The 20,330-nt window shown below is 34.7% G+C and carries 23 protein-coding genes and 1 riboswitch; of the genes, 20 read left to right on the forward strand and 3 right to left on the reverse strand.

Features of this window, described 5'->3' with window-relative positions:
* The first annotated feature begins 47 nt into the window (after positions 1–47).
* The 4 genes from resD (at position 48) to ABH957_RS21830 (ending at position 3,964) form a co-directional block, all read left to right on the forward strand.
* Positions 48–764, forward strand: a complete 717-nt coding sequence (gene resD, locus ABH957_RS21815; protein ID WP_002011758.1) for a DNA-binding response regulator ResD — start codon at positions 48–50, stop codon at positions 762–764.
* Positions 764–2,539 carry a sensor histidine kinase ResE gene (resE, locus tag ABH957_RS21820; protein ID WP_087973906.1) on the forward strand — a complete coding sequence of 592 codons (1,776 nt, stop codon included), beginning with the start codon at positions 764–766 and terminating at the stop codon, positions 2,537–2,539. Before resD ends, resE begins: the two co-directional genes overlap by 1 nt.
* 143 nt (positions 2,540–2,682) lie before the next feature.
* Entirely contained in the window at positions 2,683–3,264 is a 582-nt protein-coding gene (locus ABH957_RS21825; RefSeq protein WP_002086651.1) for a cob(I)yrinic acid a,c-diamide adenosyltransferase, read from the forward strand.
* Positions 3,265–3,349: 85 nt separating this feature from the next.
* Positions 3,350–3,964, forward strand: a complete 615-nt coding sequence (locus ABH957_RS21830; RefSeq protein WP_002141020.1) for a peptidoglycan DD-metalloendopeptidase family protein — start codon at positions 3,350–3,352, stop codon at positions 3,962–3,964.
* Between the two features lie 183 nt (positions 3,965–4,147).
* Here the strand turns inward: ABH957_RS21830 and ABH957_RS21835 are convergent, their stop codons facing one another.
* Entirely contained in the window at positions 4,148–4,834 is a 687-nt protein-coding gene (locus ABH957_RS21835; protein ID WP_002011767.1) for a hypothetical protein, read from the reverse strand.
* 248 nt (positions 4,835–5,082) lie between these two features.
* Positions 5,083–5,222, forward strand: a riboswitch (FMN riboswitch).
* Between the two features lie 162 nt (positions 5,223–5,384).
* Here ABH957_RS21835 and ABH957_RS21840 point away from each other — a divergent pair.
* The gene (locus ABH957_RS21840) at positions 5,385–5,963 is read left to right on the forward strand and encodes an ECF transporter S component (protein ID WP_002011769.1); all 579 of its coding nucleotides are present in this window, start codon (positions 5,385–5,387) and stop codon (positions 5,961–5,963) included.
* A gap of 117 nt (positions 5,964–6,080) precedes the next feature.
* On the opposite strand, the gene ABH957_RS21845 is transcribed toward ABH957_RS21840, so the two are convergent.
* Positions 6,081–6,329: a ferredoxin gene (locus ABH957_RS21845; protein ID WP_404447477.1), complete on the reverse strand. Its 249-nt coding sequence runs from the start codon at positions 6,327–6,329 to the stop codon at positions 6,081–6,083.
* A 297-nt stretch (positions 6,330–6,626) separates the two neighbouring features.
* Between ABH957_RS21845 and ABH957_RS21850 the strand changes: the two genes are divergently transcribed.
* The 12 genes from ABH957_RS21850 (at position 6,627) to ABH957_RS21905 (ending at position 16,637) form a co-directional block, all read left to right on the forward strand.
* The gene (locus tag ABH957_RS21850) at positions 6,627–7,688 is read left to right on the forward strand and encodes a YpbB family protein (RefSeq protein WP_002086645.1); all 1,062 of its coding nucleotides are present in this window, start codon (positions 6,627–6,629) and stop codon (positions 7,686–7,688) included.
* Positions 7,678–9,207 (forward strand): RecQ family ATP-dependent DNA helicase, encoded by a 1,530-nt coding sequence (locus tag ABH957_RS21855; RefSeq protein ID WP_404512198.1) that lies wholly within the window; start codon positions 7,678–7,680, stop codon positions 9,205–9,207. Before ABH957_RS21850 ends, ABH957_RS21855 begins: the two co-directional genes overlap by 11 nt.
* Entirely contained in the window at positions 9,207–9,770 is a 564-nt protein-coding gene (locus ABH957_RS21860) for a CPBP family intramembrane glutamic endopeptidase (protein ID WP_002064506.1), read from the forward strand. Before ABH957_RS21855 ends, ABH957_RS21860 begins: the two co-directional genes overlap by 1 nt.
* 22 nt (positions 9,771–9,792) lie before the next feature.
* Positions 9,793–10,272 carry a LysM peptidoglycan-binding domain-containing protein gene (locus ABH957_RS21865; RefSeq protein ID WP_002030746.1) on the forward strand — a complete coding sequence of 160 codons (480 nt, stop codon included), beginning with the start codon at positions 9,793–9,795 and terminating at the stop codon, positions 10,270–10,272.
* A gap of 71 nt (positions 10,273–10,343) precedes the next feature.
* Positions 10,344–11,120 (forward strand): metallophosphoesterase, encoded by a 777-nt coding sequence (locus ABH957_RS21870; protein WP_002126398.1) that lies wholly within the window; start codon positions 10,344–10,346, stop codon positions 11,118–11,120.
* A complete protein-coding gene (locus ABH957_RS21875) occupies positions 11,120–11,995 on the forward strand; it encodes a MerR family transcriptional regulator (RefSeq protein ID WP_404512200.1) in 876 nt (291 codons plus the stop codon). Before ABH957_RS21870 ends, ABH957_RS21875 begins: the two co-directional genes overlap by 1 nt.
* A 77-nt stretch (positions 11,996–12,072) precedes the next feature.
* Positions 12,073–12,681, forward strand: a complete 609-nt coding sequence (locus ABH957_RS21880; protein ID WP_002011786.1) for a genetic competence negative regulator — start codon at positions 12,073–12,075, stop codon at positions 12,679–12,681.
* Positions 12,682–13,029: 348 nt separating this feature from the next.
* On the forward strand, positions 13,030–14,316 hold the full coding sequence (gudB, locus tag ABH957_RS21885) for an NAD-specific glutamate dehydrogenase (protein WP_113937042.1): 1,287 nt from the start codon (positions 13,030–13,032) through the stop codon (positions 14,314–14,316).
* An 80-nt stretch (positions 14,317–14,396) separates the two neighbouring features.
* Complete coding sequence (locus tag ABH957_RS21890; RefSeq protein WP_404457316.1) at positions 14,397–14,606, forward strand: hypothetical protein; 210 nt, start codon at positions 14,397–14,399, stop codon at positions 14,604–14,606.
* A 94-nt stretch (positions 14,607–14,700) separates the two neighbouring features.
* A complete protein-coding gene (locus ABH957_RS21895) occupies positions 14,701–14,937 on the forward strand; it encodes a DUF3961 domain-containing protein (protein WP_219301819.1) in 237 nt (78 codons plus the stop codon).
* A 79-nt stretch (positions 14,938–15,016) separates the two neighbouring features.
* A complete protein-coding gene (locus ABH957_RS21900; RefSeq protein WP_404512202.1) occupies positions 15,017–15,547 on the forward strand; it encodes a peptidoglycan recognition protein family protein in 531 nt (176 codons plus the stop codon).
* Between the two features lie 109 nt (positions 15,548–15,656).
* The gene (locus ABH957_RS21905; protein WP_404512204.1) at positions 15,657–16,637 is read left to right on the forward strand and encodes a YpdA family putative bacillithiol disulfide reductase; all 981 of its coding nucleotides are present in this window, start codon (positions 15,657–15,659) and stop codon (positions 16,635–16,637) included.
* Between the two features lie 34 nt (positions 16,638–16,671).
* On the opposite strand, the gene ansA is transcribed toward ABH957_RS21905, so the two are convergent.
* Entirely contained in the window at positions 16,672–17,646 is a 975-nt protein-coding gene (gene ansA, locus ABH957_RS21910) for an asparaginase (RefSeq protein ID WP_002030754.1), read from the reverse strand.
* A 213-nt stretch (positions 17,647–17,859) separates the two neighbouring features.
* Here ansA and ABH957_RS21915 point away from each other — a divergent pair, with 213 nt between their 5' ends.
* From ABH957_RS21915 to rpsA, 3 genes are all read left to right on the forward strand, one after another.
* Positions 17,860–18,033 (forward strand): DUF5359 family protein, encoded by a 174-nt coding sequence (locus ABH957_RS21915; RefSeq protein ID WP_002135263.1) that lies wholly within the window; start codon positions 17,860–17,862, stop codon positions 18,031–18,033.
* A gap of 130 nt (positions 18,034–18,163) precedes the next feature.
* Complete coding sequence (gene cmk / locus ABH957_RS21920) at positions 18,164–18,841, forward strand: (d)CMP kinase (RefSeq protein WP_002086629.1); 678 nt, start codon at positions 18,164–18,166, stop codon at positions 18,839–18,841.
* Positions 18,842–19,176: 335 nt separating this feature from the next.
* Positions 19,177–20,325, forward strand: coding sequence for a 30S ribosomal protein S1 (gene rpsA, locus ABH957_RS21925; protein WP_404512206.1), 1,149 nt, complete (start codon positions 19,177–19,179; stop codon positions 20,323–20,325).
* Positions 20,326–20,330: the final 5 nt, after the last annotated feature.

The following is a 20,330-nucleotide window of genomic DNA, read 5'->3' on the forward strand; positions in this document are numbered from 1 at the left end:
GAAGGGTAGGTGTAAACCGTTGTGGTAAAAGTACGCAGCGGGTAGAAATGGAAAATGAATCAAGAATTTTAATTGTAGACGATGAGGATCGTATTCGTCGTTTATTAAAGATGTATTTAGAAAGAGAGCAATACACAATTGAAGAAGCGGATAATGGTGATACAGCTTTAGAAATGGCGTTACAAAATGATTATGATTTAATCCTACTGGATATTATGATGCCTGGTAAAGATGGTATCGAAGTGTGTAAAGGGATTCGTGAGAAGAAAGCGACGCCAATTATTATGCTGACAGCAAAAGGTGAAGAAGTAAATAGGGTACAAGGGTTTGAAGTTGGAACTGATGATTATATTGTAAAGCCGTTTAGCCCGCGTGAAGTAGTACTTCGTGTGAAAGCGGTATTACGCCGCGCTGTACCAACGACATTCTTTACACAAGATACAACGACGAAAGATGTTACTGTTTTCCCTCATTTAACAATTGATAATGATGCGCACCGCGTTACAGCGGATGGTAATGAAGTAAACTTAACACCGAAAGAATATGAATTACTATTATTCTTAGCGAAATCCCCGGATAAAGTTTTTGACCGTGAGCAGTTGTTAAAAGAAGTATGGCAATATGAGTTCTTCGGAGATTTACGTACAGTTGATACGCATGTAAAGCGTTTACGTGAAAAGTTAAGTAAACAATCACCAGATGCAGCGAAAATGATTGTTACCGTTTGGGGCGTAGGTTACAAGTTTGAGGTTGTGAACGACTGATGCTTTGGAGAAGTGTAGTAGGGAAGTTATGGATGACCATATTACTTCTCGTTTCGTTTGTTCTTGGATTTGTTGCTATTTTACTTTCACAGTTTTTTAGAACGTATTATGTTGATATGAGTGAAGCTAGGCTTCAGAAAGTTGCAACAAGTGTCACGGAATTAATTGAAGAAGGTGCCGATGTAAAAACGATTGAGAATATTGCTTACAAATTTTCTGATCCACTTTCAAGGATTATCATTGTAGAAGACGGTAAGGAAATTTCTTCTTCGCCGAAACAAGAAGGATTAGTTACTCTTACAATAGATGATTTGAAAAATGATAAAGAATTAGCAGCTGTTTTTACAGATAAAAAGGATATTAAGAATAATATTAGAAAAGCTTCTAATAGTAGGAAGAATAAAAATACTGAAAATGATATTATGATCGTCGGGAAACCAGTACAGTCAAAAAATCAAAGTGCAGTGTTTGTATATGAATCATTGCAAGTTCCAATACAAGGTATGGAGAGAACGACTGATTTTATTTTCTTATCAGCCGGGATTGCGATTATTTTAACAACTTTCTTTGCATTTTTCTTATCTACTCGAATTACGGCACCGCTTCGTAAAATGCGTGAGGTTGCATTTGAGGTAGCGCGCGGGAAATTTGATACGAAAGCCCCTATGGTGTCGCAGGACGAAATTGGTGAGCTTGCAACTGCTTTAAATCAAATGGGGAAACAGTTGAAGTTTAATATGAATGCCCTGCAGCAAGAAAAAGAGCAGTTAGCTAGCATTTTGAGTAGTATGGCAGATGGTGTTATTACGTTAAATCAAGAAGGTGAAGTCGTTGTTATCAACCCACCGGCAGAAAACTTCTTACAAGTTTGGCAAGAAGAAAAAGAATTAGAGTTAAGTAAAAAACTGCCTTCTGAACTTGTTGAACTATTCCATCTCGTTGTAGAAAGCGAGCAACAACAAGTTGTTGAAATTAATTTGCAAAAAGGTAACTACGTAGTTCTTATGACACCGCTTTACAATCAAACAAAAATTCGTGGAGCTGTAGCAGTATTGCGAGATATGACGGAGGAGCGTCGTCTTGAGAAAATGCGTCAAGACTTTATTGCGAATGTATCACATGAACTTCGTACACCGATGGTAATGCTTCAAGGATATAGTGAAGCAATTTTAGATGATATTGTGCAAACGAAAGAAGAAATTAATGAGTTTGTTCAAATTATTTATGATGAATCTGTTCGTTTAGGTAAACTTGTAAATGAGTTATTAGATTTAGCCCGTATGGAGAGTGGACATGTAGAGTTACATATAGGTGAAGTAGATATTCATCCATTTGTCGAAAAAATTGGCCGTAAATTCCAGGGGATTGCAAAGGATAAAGAAGTCCAATTAACAGTGGATTTCCAAAGTCCAATTGAACAATATCCGTTTGATGCAGACCGTATGGAACAAGTACTGACGAATTTAATTGATAATGCAATCCGTCATACAAATGCAGGTGGACATGTTACACTTGTAATTAATACGAAAAATAGTGGCCTTACTTTCGAAGTGCAAGATTCAGGTGCTGGTATTCCAGAAGAAGATATTCCGTTCTTGTTCGATCGATTCTATAAAGCTGATAAAGCAAGAACGCGAGGGAAAAAAGTTGGAACAGGACTCGGGCTTGCGATTGCTAAAAATATTGTTCAAGGTCATGACGGGAAAATTTCTGTATCAAGTGTCGTTGGAGAAGGAACTACATTCTCTGTATATTTACCAAATCGTATAATTTAGATATATATGTTTTTTAAAAGTTGATCATGAATAAAAGCTTTACTGTTTTTTTATTTTTTTGTAAGTGCAATTAAATAAAGAATGGTAGAGTTTTTTTTCTTTAATAATCAGAATGAAAATAAAAAGAGAGGTGTCATAATGAAATGAAACTTTATACAAAAACAGGTGATAAAGGGGAAACGAGTGTCATAGGTGGCCGAGTGGATAAAGATCATATACGTGTAGAAGCTTATGGAACAATTGATGAGGCGAATTCTCATATCGGATATGCCATGTCTAAATTACAAGAGGAATGTTTTCGTAACATTTATAACGAACTTGAAAATATTCAACATGAACTATTTGATTGTGGAGGGGATTTAGCAATAGTAGAGAAGAAAATCCCTTATAAAGTAACGATAGAGATGGTCGAGTATTTAGAGAGACGAATTGATTCGTATACAGAAGAAGCGCCGCCTTTAGAGCGTTTTATTTTACCAGGCGGTAGCGAGATATCGGCTGCACTACACATTGCACGTACAGTTATAAGAAGAGCAGAACGTTGTATAGTGTCATTGCAAAAAGAAGGAGAAACCAATGAAATTGTTCTAAAGTATATAAATAGGTTATCTGATTATTTATTTGCGCTTGCTAGAGTAATAAATGCGCGTTTACAAGTGAAAGATGTGGAGTATAACCGCAGTGCACTTGTTTTTCGTAATAAAGAAGAGAAGGAAGTGGAGTAATCCACTTTCTTTTTTTTGTATACTTTTTTCTGTAATATCCCACAATAGAGAAGGTATGACGGTTATTAGAAAACGGAGGATGTATATGAAAGCGTTAAAATGTGGCGTGGTGATATTGAGTGTATTATTTTTATCTCAATTACATGTTTACGCTGAAGGGAATCAGTGGATATGGCCTGTTGATGGGCAGATAAGTGATTATTTCGGGACAAGACATGGGAAACACTATGGTATTGATATAGCTGCGCCTATTGGAACGCCTGTTGCAGCTATTCAAAATGGTAAGGTGACAAAGTCTTATTTTTCAAGTAGTTATGGAAATGTTGTGTTTATTAAACATGGAGAATATGAGGCTGTTTATGCGCATTTAAATAAGAGATATGTAGTTCAAGGTGATAACATTTCAAAAGGAGAGCTAATTGGAGAGGTAGGGAATACAGGAGAATCGCGAGGAGCTCATTTACATTTAGAAGTGCATCAAGGGAGATGGACGATGGAGAAAAGGAATGCGATGAATCCGTTGCTTGTTTTAAATGAACAAAAAAATCAAGTTGTGTCATCATCACTATATATTGTACAAAAAGGTGATACTTTAGTTGGTATTGCCCGGAAATTTAGTATGACAGTTGAGGAAATTAAAGTGAGGAATGGATTGCGACAAGAGCAAATCTATCCGAACCAACAACTATACGTCAAGTAAAGGCAACGTCCCAAAAGCATAACTTTTGAATAAATTTATTTTCTTCTTATTTAAGATTGCGATAGTAAATGAAATTATATCGACATTTCGACAAGAAATATCGACTAACAATAAAATGCGACAGTAAGAGCAACCTATCCTTAACGAAAAACCGTCCCAAAAGATCTTTTGGGACGGCTTCTTTTACCAAAAAATAAAGACACATATAAATCCAGTAATAGCTAAGTAGCTATATAAGTAAAAGACTTTTGTTCTTGTTTTTTCTTTTGTCCGAAATAGTACGATAGTTGGTTCGATTAGACCAATTGTAAGACAAAGTAAACCAAGAAGCATAAAGCCAATTGAAAGAGAATACAGGGCGATTTGTGGTGCTTGAAATGGAATCATCCATTTTAATAAAAATGCAATAAGTGCAGTGTAACAAATGCTACCGATGTATTTATTCAATGGTGTATCAGAACGGAAACCAGGAAGCTTCTTGGAAAACGGACGGGAAACAACTTCCGTTTGTAAAGATGTATGTTCTTCAATTATTTTTTGAGCTTCTTTTCCTTTTTGGAAAAGGGATAAAATCCAGTTTCGCTCACCTTGGAAAATAAATTGAGAAGTTGTTAAATAGTGATCAACTTTTACCTTATTCCAACTCTTCCATGGATGACGCTCACACAATTTTAATTTACTTTCTGTTTTTTTATCATACTGATAAATACTTATGCCATCTTGGTCAAAAGTAGCGTAGTATGTCTCTCTTGAGAATGTGCCTAGATCAATTGGACAGTAGAAAAGTAATTCTTTTTTCAAATAAAAGTATTCTTTTCTTAAGTTCTTTTTCATTGCTTCTCGAATAGAGTGTCTTTTATCTTTCTTCATGACATTTCCTCCATAACTCAGAAAATGTTCTTATCTTAACAATTCAACATCTTATCACTTTTGACGACATATGACTAGGGGGATTCATAGGAGAAATACCGAATTATAAAAAATATGGGTTGTATTGTAAAATATAGTGATCGTTTCTTTAATTATATAAAATCAATAACTTATTTTTAGTAAGTTACACTTTTTTTGTTCACAATACGATCATGTTGTTGTATAATGAAGTGGAAAATAGAATATCGGTCTATCTTCGGGGCAGGGTGAAAATCCCGACCGGCGGTGATGAACAGTTAATAATTTCGTTCTAAGCCCGCGAGCCGTTAAGGCAGGATTTGGTGTGATTCCAAAGCCGACAGTACAGTCTGGATGGGAGAAGATGGAGGTTCAAGCGTTCAAAAAAGATAAGTATTTGAACGTCTGTTTGATGTGCCTTAAAATTCTCCCTTTGTGTAAATCACAAAGGGTTTTTTCGTTCTATGAAAAATAGGCATAGCAGAACCTTTCCACTTTCCATGAGAAGATCGATGGAAAAGGAGAGAGAAAGATGAAACAAAAAAACAGTGTAGTGCAGATGGTGAGTGTAGCGATGCTAAGTAGTATTGCGTATTTACTAATGATGTTGGATTTTCCATTCCCAGGGCTTCCGCCATTTTTAAAAATTGATTTTAGTGATGTGCCAGCTTTAATTGCGGCAATAATTTTTAGTCCAATTGCAGGTGTAATTGTAGAAGCGATAAAAAATATTTTGCATTACGGAATTCAAGGAAGTTTAACGGGAGTACCAGTAGGAGAAGTAGCAAACTTTATAGCGGGATGTTTATTTATTGGTCCAGCAGCATTCTTATTCCGAAAGTATCGCACAGTAAAAAGTTTAACGACAGGATTAATGTTAGGTACAATTACTATGACAGTTATTATGAGTGTGTTAAACTACTTTATTATTTTACCAGCGTACACTTGGTTTTTAAATTCACCAGCTATGTCTAGTGATATTATGCGACAAACTATTGTAACGGCGATATTACCGTTTAATGTAATTAAAGGAATTGTTGTAACAATTGTATTTGTAGCATTATTTTCACGCTTGAAAGTATGGGTATTTGCAAAAATGAAAAATGCTTAAAAATATTAAACCATTGGCAGCGTAACTGCTAATGGTTTTTTTGTTAGTGAGAATGAAAAAGAGTTCAAAAAATCCCCCTCATACTTATGAGGGGGATTTTTTGAAGTTAATAAAAGACTATTCGAATTTTAAAGAGTCGCCATCAAATGATTCGTCAGCAACTTTAATTGAGTCAGTTGGACAACCTTCGAATGCATCCATCATATCTTCAATTAATACATCTGGAATTTCAACGATACCTTGGTTATCGTCTAATATTACAAATGCAATGCCTTCATCATCATAGTCATAAATGTCTGGTGCAGCAGCACCACAAGCACCGCATGCAATACAAGTATCTTTGTCAACGATTGTATATTTTGCCATATTTTTTCCCTCCTGATAATATGTATGTGAAAAGTTCGCCAAAAAATTATAATCTTATTGTAAAACGGTTTTTAAAACTTTTCAACATAAAATTATAATGATAATGCTTATCAATTAGAGTGTCAACTTATTTTTGAATTATTTCATAAGATTTTCAAAATACTTAAATGTTATTTCGTTTGATACAATAGAATATATAAAAGCATGTAGTGTGAATATGATAAGTTGAATGAATAGCAGTTAATGTGCAATCGTATTGAAAAAGGAATGAAGTTAGACTGAGAGGTGGAAGCGGTAATGCAGCTACAATATACTTTATTATATTGTTTAAAACAATTGAATGGTGAAAGAACCGTTTCTTCAATTTATTATTTACTAAAAGGAAAGAGATCGTCGCAAACATTACAAGATGGGAATATGTTTCAAATTTCTTTTTTGTTTGGGATTTATAAGTCATTAAATAGAGCTGATTATGATCAAGAAGTTGCAAAGTTGTTACAAACGGATTTAGTTCAAGGTATACATGATAATACATATGTGTTAACGACTGCTGGTAACGTGCAATTAAACAAATGGGAAGGTGACTTTGCCTTTCCGACATATTTAAATGGTTTACACTATGGGGAAATAGGTGAAACGTTTTGGAAGAGATTATCATTGATCGTTCAAACCATTTCGAATTTACAACAGGCGAATACGAAATTTATTCCAATTCAACAGGATACAGAAATAATGATGTGGGTGAAACGTTTTCTCACTGGAATACCGTATATGAGAAGTGAATTGGCTAAAAGATTATGGAAGGAAATGCATACTCTTTTACAAAAAAATAATCCAGTAGAGGCGACAATCGTAATATATCGGTTAACTGGGTATAAACGTATTGGGTGTACTTTACAACAATTAGCGGAAATTACGAAACAAGATATATTTCGAGTGTATTTTTTATTTTGGGGTACAATTCATTTCCTTATTCAAGAAGTTCGCAATAAAGAAAACGAGTTTCCATTATTAGCTGAAATTATATCGTATCCAAATGAGAAAGCTGATTTATTTAGTTTATCAACGAAAAAAACATATAATCTTTGGAGACAAGGACGCTCTTTAGAAGAAATAGCAACAATTCGGAATTTGAAGGTTGCCACGATAGAAGACCATTTTGTAGAAATTGCTTTACGAGAAAAAGAATTTTCTATTGAAATGTTTATGGAAAAAGAAAAAATGGAAAAAGTAACAAAAGTAATTGAAGCATTACAAACACGTAAATTGCGTGTGTTGAAGCAAGCGGTTGGAGAGGAAATCTCTTATTTTGAAGTACGTCTTGTATTGGCACGGATGGAGGGTATAAATGAAGCTTGAGGAATATTTATATAAGTGGTTTGGATATTCTGAATTTCGTCCGGGGCAAAAAGGAGTTATTACGGACTTATTGGAAGGGAAAGATGTTGTAGCAATGCTTCCGACTGGAAGGGGAAAGTCAATGTGTTATCAACTTCCGGGGCTTCTGCAAGAGGGTACGGTGCTTGTTGTATCACCATTATTATCTTTAATGGAAGACCAAGTTACGCAATTAAAGTATGTCGTGAAAAATCGAGTTATTGCATTGAATAGTTTTCGGACGTTAATTGAAAAAAGAGAAGCAATGAAAAAGCTATCTTTTTATAAATTTGTTTTCGTATCACCAGAGATGTTGCAGTCGGAACTTCTAATAAGAGAATTGAAAAAAATTCATATTTCATTATTTGTCGTAGATGAAGCGCATTGTATTTCACAATGGGGCTATGATTTTCGGCCAGATTATAAAAAATTAGATAAAGTAATTGAGAGTATCGGATCTCCGACAGTACTAGCATTAACAGCAACTGCGACAAAGGATGTACTGCGAGATATAGCGGAAAGTTTAAATCTAAAAAATATTGCTGAGCATGTGTACTCAATTGATCGTCCAAATATTGCGATGGAAGTGCAATTTGTGGAAACAATAGAAGAAAAAAAAGAGGCGCTTTTTGAGCATGTAATGTATTTGCAAGGGCCTGGTATTGTTTATTGTTCAAGTAGGGCCTGGACAGAGCGTTTAACCGAGTATTTAAGAGGAAAAGGAATTACAGGTGTAGCTTTTTATCATGGTGGTATGGAACATGAAGAGCGTATGTTAATTCAACAACAGTTTATGAATGACCAGTTGCAAATTGTAATATGTACAAGTGCTTTTGGGATGGGGGTAAATAAGGCGAATACAAGATATATTATTCATTTTCAATATCCGACAAATGTAGCTTCCTATTTACAAGAAATTGGAAGAGCGGGAAGAGATGGAGAATTGAGTATAGCCATTTTATTATGTAGTCCATTGGATCACGATTTGCCAATTTCAATCATTGAAGATGAATTACCAAGTAAATCGCAAATACAATTTTTATTTTCGTTACTACAAGAAAGAATGTTTCAAACGAAAGTATTACCATTAGAAGATGTAGAAGAAATTTGTTATAATGCAGCAAGATTTAATGAACAGTATTGGCGCTTTACACGTTATCATCTCGAACATCTTGGAATCATACAACAGCGAAATCTCATGTTAGAGAGCTTGTCAGATGAAATAATGCACAGATTAATAGCGGAAGTGGAAGTGAGAATGCGTAATAAATATAGTGAGCTAGAAAATATGAAGTCATGGATACAAGTTCAAGGATGTAGACGTGAATATTTATTACAACAATTCGGTTATAGAAAAGAAAAAGAGATAGAAAACTGTTGTGATTACTGTGGTGTTACAAAAACGGATTATAAAAAAAGACGAGCGCAACAGTTAGTTTTCGACTATAATTGGGAAACAGAGTTACAAAAGCTTTTCGGCCTAGGAAAGATGGAGGAATGATGAACATTCAAAGGCATAATGTTGAAGATATGAGTCCGAGAGAAATAAGACTGAATCTCTACATAACACAACTAATCATTATTGGTATCGGTTGTTTACTAGCATATATATTATTTCAAGATAAAAGAGAAGTTTATAGTTTATGGAAATGGGAACCGGTTTCTATACTTTTAATAGGTAGCTTGTTAGCGATTTGTATTGTGTTATTAGATTATGTTGCAATGCGAGTGTTTCCAGAATCTTGGTTTGATGATGGTGGCATTAACGATAGAATGTTTCAAGGGATTTCTGTCATGCATTTACTCGTTATCACGTTTATTATTGGCTTTGCGGAAGAGTTTTTATTTAGAGGTGTAGTGCAGACTCATTTCGGAATTGTAATAGCGAGTTTAATTTTTGCTGTGTTACATATTCGGTATATAACGAAGCCTTTTTTGTTTTGTTTCGTCTGCTTTATTAGTTTTGTTTTTGGGTATGTATTCGAGTGGACAGGAAATTTGTTTATAACAATCTTTGCACACTTTCTTGTTGATTTTATAATGGGGCTCCAATTAAGAAAATAAATGGAAGGTGGTGGTGAACAACATGAGAAAACGAATTCCTGATTTTGAAGAGGAGTTAGAAGTTGAGCAAGTGGAAGAAGATGAAAGTTTACCGCCGCGTAGTGAAATTCATAGAAATAAAGAGAATAAACCAAAGTTTAAAATGAATCACATTTTCGTCCGAGTGTTAACATTTTTGTTCATATTGTTACCTATTAGTATCCTATGGTATACGGATAAATATATACAGGTAAAAAGTGATAGTAATAATGCTGAGAAAAGTGCGTTTGAAGTAATTTTCTTTGATTCCGCTAAGACTGAATCAAAGAAGCAGTCTGAGAAAGTAGCAACTCATGTTGTGAAAGATGGAGAAACTTTAGAAAGTATAGCGAAGCAATATTTCTCAGATGAAGATGGGATAGAAATAATAAAAAAGTATAATGATTTACAAGAAGACGAAGTGAAGGTAGGACAAGAATTGAAAATTCCTATAAAAGATAAGTCCACGAAGTATGAGAGCTAGCTAAATGAGTGATATATAGCTCCACATAAAATTAAGGACTATACTTTACGAGGAGGGAGAGTAAAAAATATATGTCATGGATTATATTATTATGTACTCTCATATGCATTGGTTTTGTATGTCTTCTTGGAATGTATAAAGAAGCGATGCGTAATACAGTGTTGGAACATACTTTAGTATTCGAAGAATTTCCGGAAAGTTTTCAAAAAGTTAAAGTTTTTTTTATTTCGGATATTCATAGAAGGATCATTTCTAGCTCGCTAATTGAACGAGTGAAAGGAAAAGCAGATATCGTAATTATTGGCGGTGATTTAGCTGAAAAAGGAGTACCTTTATCGCAAATCTCTTTAAATATTCAAAAGTTAAGAGAAATAGCCCCTGTATATTTTGTATGGGGAAATAATGACTATGAAATTGAATATCACGAATTAGATGCTTTATTAATAGAAAATAATGTGAAGGTATTAGATAATACAAGAGTTGTATTTGAGTCTGAATTAGGAGAGAAAATTTGCTTACTCGGTATCGATGATGTTGGATTAGAACGAGATCGTTTAGATTTAGCGTTGTCTGATTGTAAAGAAGAAGGTTTTCGCATTTTAATTAGTCACAACCCAGATATAATAAAGAAAATGTCTGGTAATGAACAAATTTCGCTCGTATTAAGTGGACATACACATGGAGGCCAGATTCGGTTGTTTCCATCTGAAAAGTATTTAAAGGGTGGCGTATATAAGCATTCTAATACGACTCTCTTTGTTAGTAATGGGTATGGAACAACATTGTTCCCTCTTCGTTTTCGGGCACCTTCCCAAACACATATCATTACGTTATGCGGAGGGAAATAATGCCGAATTCAAATGGAAAATATAATATAAAAGCTGTCTCAAATATACTCGGAATTCAACCGAGTACACTTCGCGCATGGGAAAGACGCTATCATATTATTGCCCCAAAGAGAAATCGTGCGGGGCATCGTTTATATACAGAAGAGCATATTCATATTTTGAAATGGTTAATGAACAAAGTTTCTGAGGGGATGATGATTGGACAAGCAGTTCAGTTATTAGAAGGGAATTGGTTGCAGAACAACGTTCAAAAAGAAAAAATTACTGATACAGAAGTTGTTTTAGTGGACGATATACTACAAGCTTTGTTAGAATTTGATGAAATTACAATTTCTGCATTATTAAACGAGGTTTTTAGTATATATTCAACGGAAAAGGTTGTTGCAAGCATCATTCTTCAAGTGGCAAACAAGTTGTTAACTTTAAAAAGTAATAATGAGATTACAATGTCGCAATTCAAATATGTTGTATCATTCTTACAAACACGTTTAGGAATGATCTATCATAATGCGTCGGTGTATTCTTCCGTTAACAAAGTTTTCGTCTTAGAAAATAATATATTAAAAGGATTTATTTTCGCGACGTATTTACGACTAAAAGGATATCAAACAATGTATATGGGGACAAGTTTAGATGAAGAAGGTATTTTACTAGCTATTGAACAATTACAACCTAAATATTTGTTTATATCTTTTGATGATGAACGAGAACTTGAAGAGGCAGTAGAATTTATTGACTTGTTACAAGAAAAAAATGAAAACATCTCTGGTGGTTTTATAGGAAGAAAAGGCATTGGAGATCAATTAAATCTTCAAAATATCCTAATTGGTAACACGAAAGAAGAATGGGATGGATGGTTAAAGATGTCGGAATAGTCGTTCGAAAAGAACCATCTATTTTCTATTTCATATAATAAAAATTAGATGCAATGGTTACGTAGGGAGGGTATGAGATGAGACTGGAACGTTTAAATTATAATAAGATTAAAATTTTCCTAACATTTGATGATTTATCTGAACGAGGATTAACGAAAGAAGATTTGTGGAGAAATGCACCGAAAGTACAGCAACTATTCCGTGATATGATGCAAGAAGCAAATACAGAATTAGGGTTTGAAGCGGATGGACCGATTGCTGTTGAAGTATTTTCTCTACAAGCTCAAGGTATGGTTGTAATTGTAACAAAAGAAAATCACGAAGTGGACACAGAAGATGAGTTCCGTGACGAGTTTATTGAAATGCAAGTGACTCTTGATGAAAGTGAACATATACTTTACGAGTTTGCTACATTAGATGATGTAATCAATTTGTCAAATCGCTTATATAACCTTGGTGTAACTGATGGGAAGTTGTATACGTGGGATGATCGTTTTTATCTTTGGATAGAAGAAGAAGAGCAATTTCAATTATTGAAGGCGGATTTTATAGCTATTTTAGCGGAGTACGGTAATCCGTCAACAGCAACAATTTACCGCGTAATGGAATATGGTAAAGAATTAATGGATTCTCAAGCGATTGAACAAATATACAATTACTTTGTGAAAAAACAAAACCTCAGCTAATGTAACGTAGCTTGAGGTTTTATTTTTATTCAGTTGAAAATCTAAAATCTATAAAACGAAGTGTAGGTAACAAGACTAGCCGATCTGTATGTTAAAATGTAATCAGTATTTCTTGATGAAATAATTGTTTTATCGAATGTATTTTGATGAAAATAAAAAATATTTAAATATTTAAGTATTTTACTTTTCTAAAAGCAATAAAAGGACTATAATAATAGTGAAAACGCTTGCAACACAAAATAGTTTGTATATATTTGTTAGCGTTTTCTATTGCATTCCAAATTTAACGGTGTATACTAGGCAATGAAGGTTTACTAAACAAGTGAAATTACAGGGGGTTTACTTACTATGGTAGCCGAAAAGGGAACTCAAACGAAAACACAACAACAAGGGGAACAACATTTTGAATTGTTAAATTCAACACAAATTGTAATTAATGAAGCATTAGAAAAATTGGGTTATCCAAACGAAGTATATGAATTATTGAAAGAACCAATTCGTATGATGACAGTGAAAATTCCAGTTCGTATGGATGACGGGACTGTTAAAATATTTACAGGATATCGTGCACAACATAATGATGCTGTTGGTCCAACGAAAGGTGGAATTCGCTTCCATCCAAACGTAACAGAAAATGAAGTGAAAGCACTTTCTATTTGGATGAGTTTAAAATGTGGTATTGTTGATTTACCATATGGTGGAGGTAAAGGTGGAATCATTTGTGACCCACGTGAGATGTCTTTCCGTGAATTAGAAAGATTAAGCCGCGGTTATGTACGAGCAATTAGCCAAATTGTTGGTCCGACAAAAGATATTCCGGCTCCAGATGTATTTACAAACTCACAAATTATGGCATGGATGATGGATGAGTATAGTCGTATCGATGAATTTAATTCACCAGGATTTATTACAGGTAAACCACTTGTATTAGGTGGATCACACGGACGTGAAACAGCGACTGCAAAAGGTGTAACAATTTGTATTCGTGAAGCTGCGAAAAAACGTGACATTGATATTAAAGGTGCACGCGTTGTTGTTCAAGGATTTGGTAATGCGGGTAGCTTCTTAGCTAAATTTATGCATGATGCAGGCGCGAAAGTAATTGCAATTTCAGATGCTTACGGTGCACTACATGATCCGAATGGATTAGATATTGACTACTTACTAGATCGTCGCGATAGCTTCGGTACTGTAACAAAACTATTTAATAATACAATTTCAAATACAGAACTGTTAGAACTTGATTGCGACATTTTAGTTCCTGCTGCAATTGAGAACCAAATTACAGGAGAAAATGCTGATAAGATTAAAGCGAAAATTGTGGTTGAAGCTGCAAATGGTCCAACTACATTAGAAGCAACAAAAATCTTAACAGATCGTGGTATCTTACTTGTTCCAGACGTATTAGCAAGTGCTGGTGGCGTTACGGTATCTTACTTTGAGTGGGTACAAAATAACCAAGGTTACTACTGGACTGAGGAAGAAGTAGAACAACGTTTAGAAAAAGTAATGGTAAAATCATTCGATTCAATTTATGAAACATCACAAGTTCGTAAAGTGAACATGCGCTTAGCTGCATACATGATTGGTGTTCGTAAAATGGCTGAGGCTAGTCGCTTCAGAGGTTGGGTATAATATATAATGTTTTGAGAAAACGTGATTTCCTTTCGAGGGAATCGCGTTTTTTTGTTGAAGTATTAAATGAGGTGTTGTATATGGGGAATGAAATGATGGAACGAGTAGACCAATTAGAAGAAAAGGTTAAGGTGTTAGAGGGTGAACTTGCAAGAGCTAAGAGAGCCCGAAAAACAAGTATCGTTCGGGTGTCCGGTGAAGGATTATTGTTTTTAATATTTGGTGCAGTTGTAGTTGGACCAATTATCGCGTTTATATTCACAATTATTACTTGGCTTGTTGAAAAATAGAATAAAAAATAAAAAAGAACGCTTGTTCTGCACGAACAAACGTGCTATACTTTCCTTAGATAAGCAAAACGGAAATGATTTTAAGGAGAGATAAATGATGAAAATGACAGTAGACCAAAGATTTATGATGCCAGCAGATGTTGTAGAACGAGTGGAAGTATTACGAAACAAACAAAGCAAGCGTGGCACATTATTACAATCGGTAAATAAGTTTTTCGGTTTAGATACGAAAGAAGATTGTGTTTGGTTTTACGGTTTTTATGGGGTGGCTGTAAGTATTGTATTATTTATGGTATTCACATCAAATATTTTCGATGTTCTCTTCGCATAAGAAATATGCCATAAGGACATTGCCACCGAATACATATATAAGGAAGTAAGGTAATTTTTTAGAGCGGGAGTTGGTAGTAATGGCGATGTTCCCTATAGAGCGTAACTATATTGGGTATGGAAGTTCACGACCAGGAATTCCTCTTTCAAAAGTAAGATTTATTGTAAGTCATGACACGGGGAACCCTGGTAGCAATGCGATAGGAAATCGGGATTACTTTAATGAAATACAACCGAAAGCTTCAGCGCATACATTTATTGATGATAAAACAATATTAGAAATTGTCCCTATAAATGAAGTTGCGTACCATGTTCGATACAATGTGCCAACGGATAATGAGTTATTCGGTTATGATGCGAATAAGGCTGCAATTGGGGTTGAACTTTGCTATGGTGGCGACGTAAACTTTTGGGAGGCGTATACTCGTTTTACGTGGTATCACGCTTATTTATGTCAAAATTTCGGTTTAAATCCTAAAAAGGCTATTGTGTCACACAAAACGTTGGATCCTACTCGGAAAATCGATCCTGAGAATGTATTAGGGCAACAAGGAATTAAATTTCAGCAGTTTTTAGCAGATGTCTATCGGATGTATGTTTCGTTTAGATGACAAATATATGAAAAATGAATACAATAAAGATAGATGCCTACTGCTGTAAGTAGGTTTTTTCTTGTTTATATAAATAGAGCAGAGGTAGAAGACTAGGAGTGAACTAAGTATGCAAAAAGAAACAGTTATTATTATCGGAGGCGGTCCATGCGGATTAGCAGCGGGGATTTCGTTGCAAAAAGTGGGGTTAAATCCGTTAGTAATCGAAAAAGGAAACATTGTAAATGCAATTTATAATTATCCAACTCATCAAACATTTTTCTCCTCTAGTGAAAAATTAGAAATTGGTGAAGTTGCTTTTATTACAGAAAATCGTAAGCCATTTCGTAATCAGGCGCTTGCGTATTATCGTGAAGTAGTAAAGCGTAAATCTATACGTGTAAATGCATTTGAACGAGTGGAACAAGTTCAAAAAGATGGTGATGTTTTTAAAGTTGAAACGACGAAGCGTGACGGAAACAAAGAAATATATGTTGCGAAATACATTGTTGTCGCAACTGGATATTATGATACTCCGAATTATATGAATGTACCTGGTGAGAAACTTGAGAAAGTAGCTCATTATTTCAAAGAAGGACACCCTTATTTTGATCGAGATGTCGTTGTAATAGGTGGTAAAAATTCAAGTATAGATGCAGCGTTAGAGCTTGTTAAATCGGGTGCACGTGTAACAGTTCTATACCGTGGTGGGGAATACTCGCCAAGTATTAAGCCGTGGATTTTGCCGGAATTTGAGGCGTTAGTACGAAATGGGACAATTCAAATGCATTTCCATGCGCATGTAAAAGAAATTACTGAGCATACGTTGACGTATACAGTAGATGGTGAGGCAAATACAATTCAAAACGATTTTGTATTTGCTATGACGGGTTACCATCCAGACCACAGCTTCTTAACAAAAATGGGAGTTCGGATTGATGAAGAAACAGGGCGCCCGATTTATATAGAGGGTAGTATGGAAACAAACGCTGAAAATATTTTTATTGCAGGTGTAATTGCTGCGGGGAATAACGCAAATGAAATATTTATCGAGAACGGTAGATTCCATGGAGATGCGATTGCGCAAACCATTGCATCAAGAGAAGAATAAAAAGAAGCTGTCGAAATCTTCGACAGCTTCTTTTTTAATCGTGCATAAACATATGTTGGATTGTTTCGTGAGAGTTTGTGTTTTCTAGTGCGACTAGTAATTTAATTCGCGCCTTTTGAGCGTTTAAACCGTAGGTGAAAACAATGCCCATATCTTTTAATTGTTTTCCGCCACCTTCATAAGAGTATACGTCTTGAACGATACCGTTAAAGCAGCGTGAAACTAATACAATTGGAATGCCTTTTTCTATTAATCGCCCTAGACTAGGAAGTGTTCTTGGAGGTAAATTACCTTGTCCAAGTGCTTCAATAACAATTCCGTCTACTGGTAGTGTTTCGATTGCTGATAATAATGTATCATCCATACCTGCGTATGCTTTTAGAACGACAACGTTTTTAGAAATCTGTCGTACTGTGCATGTTTCGTGATGCACTAAAGCATGATGGAAAACAACACCACGTTTTGTTACCATGCCAATTGGTCCGTACTGTGGACTTTGGAAGGTCGCGACATTACTTGTGTGCGTTTTTGTTACATTTGTAGCACAATGTATTTCGTCATTTAATACGACTAGAACGCCTTTTTCAGCAGCTTCATTACTACTAGCAACTTTTACAGCTGATAAGAAATTATATAGACCATCGGCACCTAATTCATTACTAGAACGCATTGCCCCTGTCACAACGATTGGGATAGTTGCTTGAACTGTTAAATCAAGAAAATAAGCTGTCTCTTCTAATGTATCGGTACCATGCGTGATGACTACGCCGTGAATATCGTCTTGTTTTACTCTTTCGTCAATGATGACTTGCAATTGTAGCATTTCGCTAGGAGTCATGTGAGGAGATGGAAGATGGAACACATCTTCGACAATTAAATCAACATCGCCTTCTAAATCAGGAATAAATTTTAAAAGAGGATTCTTTTTACCTGGTTGTACGACCCCAGTTTCTTTATCTTCCTCCATTGCAATTGTTCCACCTGTGTGTAAAACTAGGATTCTTTTCAATGCTTATACCCCTTTCAAGTTGAAAAATACATTTAGAACATAACATGTTTTGAGTAAATTCGACAATGAAAATGTATAAAAGTATGCTTAGAAAATGACAATAAAATAAATTACTTTAAGTGTGCTCCGGTAAGTGGTTATTAGGTTAGGTTTTGTTTATGGAAATTTATGAGAGTAGATGTGTAAGTGTAGAGAGGGAAGGAGTGAGTTTTTTTGAAAAAAGTGGAGAAAATTATAATTCGTATATTACTGATTCAATTTATTTTTCTTTCTGTCGTCCAACTGCTTTTTATACATAAATCTTCAGTGAAATATTTATCGAAAATTGTTTATTACGAAGGTGTCGTCACGAAAAATAAGGCGGAAATCTTACAGGTGAATAAGTAGTTTTCATTTTCTTCTATGATGGATTATGCTACAATTATTGAGGATTTAATGACGTGAGGCAAATGAGAAGAAGCAGGGGGAGAATACCTGCTTTTCGTTTTGTTTTATAAGTGAAAAATGAGGTGTTACAATGGATAAACGAATTTCGATTGCTATAGATGGTCCAGCGGCTGCTGGGAAAAGTACAGTTGCAAAAGTTGTTGCAAAAAAACTTTCATATGTTTACATTGATACAGGCGCAATGTACCGTACTATTACATATGCAGCCCTTGAACAAAAAGTGGATATTGAAAATGAAGAAAAGTTAATGGAAGTCGTAAAAAATGTAAATATTGAATTTCAGCAAGGGGAAAATACACAACTTGTATTTTTAAATGGACAAGATGTTTCTGAGGTGATTCGTACGCCAGATGTGACGAATCGCGTATCTATTGTAGCAAAGCATCGTCTTGTTCGTGAAGAAATGGTACGTCGTCAACAAGGATTAGCTAAAAAAGGCGGCGTAGTAATGGATGGCCGTGATATTGGTACACATGTACTACCAGATGCTGAAGTGAAAATCTTTATGCTTGCTTCTGTAGAAGAAAGAGCGGAAAGAAGACATTTAGAAAATATGAATAAAGGTTTCGATTCTAATTTAGAGCAGTTAAAAGAAGAAATTGCTAGGCGTGATAAATTAGATTCAGAACGCGAAGTTTCTCCTTTGAAAAAAGCTGATGATGCATTGGAATTAGATACAACTTCTTTATCAATTGAAGAAGTTGTCCAAAAAATTATGGGTATTGTTTCAGGAGTATTTGCGAAATAAAGAAAGAGGACTATCCTCTTTCTTTTTTTTTTTTTTTTTGAAATGTAAAGGATAAGTTAATTATAAGTCTCTTTTCTTGACAAATGGGCTAATTTGTAAGAAGTTAGTTACAGAGGAAAAAAACTGTCAGAATATATTCGCTATTATATTTCAAATCATACTTTCTTCAAGATGATTTTGCTGTATACTATTTATATAGATTTAATATAGTTTCTTGTGAACTGTATTGAAACAGAATATGTGATGATAAATTCTTAAACATGCAAATGAAAACATTTGTTTTCATTTCGTATATACATAAAAATGCTTTGTCAATTCTGTAGGGAGGTATTTCCATGGTAGAGAAAATGAATGAAGAAGTTATGAATTCAAAAGAATTACAAGTTGGTGACGTTGTTACAGGTTCTGTAACGAAAGTTGAAGAGAAACAAGTTCTTGTAAATGTTGGATACAAAACAGATGGCGTAATTCCGATTAGTGAATTAGCTAACGTTCATATTGAAAAAGCAAGCGATGTTGTAGAATTAGATCAAACACTTGAATTGAAAATTATTAAATTAGAAGATGATGATCTTGTTTTATCTAAGAGAGCTGTTGACGCAGAAAAAGCGTGGGTAGAATTACAAGGAAAATTTGATTCTGGTCATGTATTTGATGTTACGGTAAAAGATATCGTGAATGGTGGGTTAGTTGTGGACCTTGGTGTTCGTGGTTTTATCCCAGCTTCACTTGTAGAGGTACATTATGTAGAAGACTTTGCTGACTATAAAGGAAAAACATTAGCGGTGAAAATTGTTGAATTAGACCGTGAAAAAAATCGTGTTATTCTTTCACATAAAGCGGTAGTAGAACTAGAACTAGATTCTAAGAAAAAAGAAGCAATCTCTTCGTTAAAAGAAGGGGATATTGTTGAAGGAACAGTACAACGATTAACGGATTTTGGTGCTTTCGTTAACGTTGGTGGTGTGGACGGTTTAGTTCACATTTCACAAATTTCACACGAACGTGTAGAGCAACCTTCTGAGGTATTAGAGCAAGGTCAAAAGGTAAAGGTAAAAGTGTTATCTGTTGATGCTGATACGCAACGTATTTCTTTATCAATTAAAGCAGCTCAGCCGGGACCTTGGGAAAATGTTGCTGGCGAAATAAAGGCTGGAGATATTCGTGAGGGAGTAGTAAAACGCCTTGTTACATTCGGCGCATTTGTTGAAATTTTACCTGGTGTTGAAGGGCTTGTGCATGTATCTCAAATTGCAAATCGTCACGTGAAAAATCCAAATGAAGTATTGGAAATGGGACAAGAAGTAAAAGTGAAAGTACTTGAAGTCCATGTAGCAGAAAAACGTATTTCTTTAAGCATAAAAGAAACGCTTGAAGAAAATAATGTAACAGAAGATTATAGCCAATATGAGCCAAATGCTGATTCTGCTACTTTCCAGTTAAGTGATATTATTGGTGAACAACTGAAAAAATTAAAGAAATAAAGAGG

The sequence above is a fragment of the Bacillus sp. RC242 genome, assembly GCF_044908245.1.
GTDB classification, from domain to species: Bacteria; Bacillota; Bacilli; order Bacillales; family Bacillaceae_G; genus Bacillus_A; species Bacillus_A mycoides.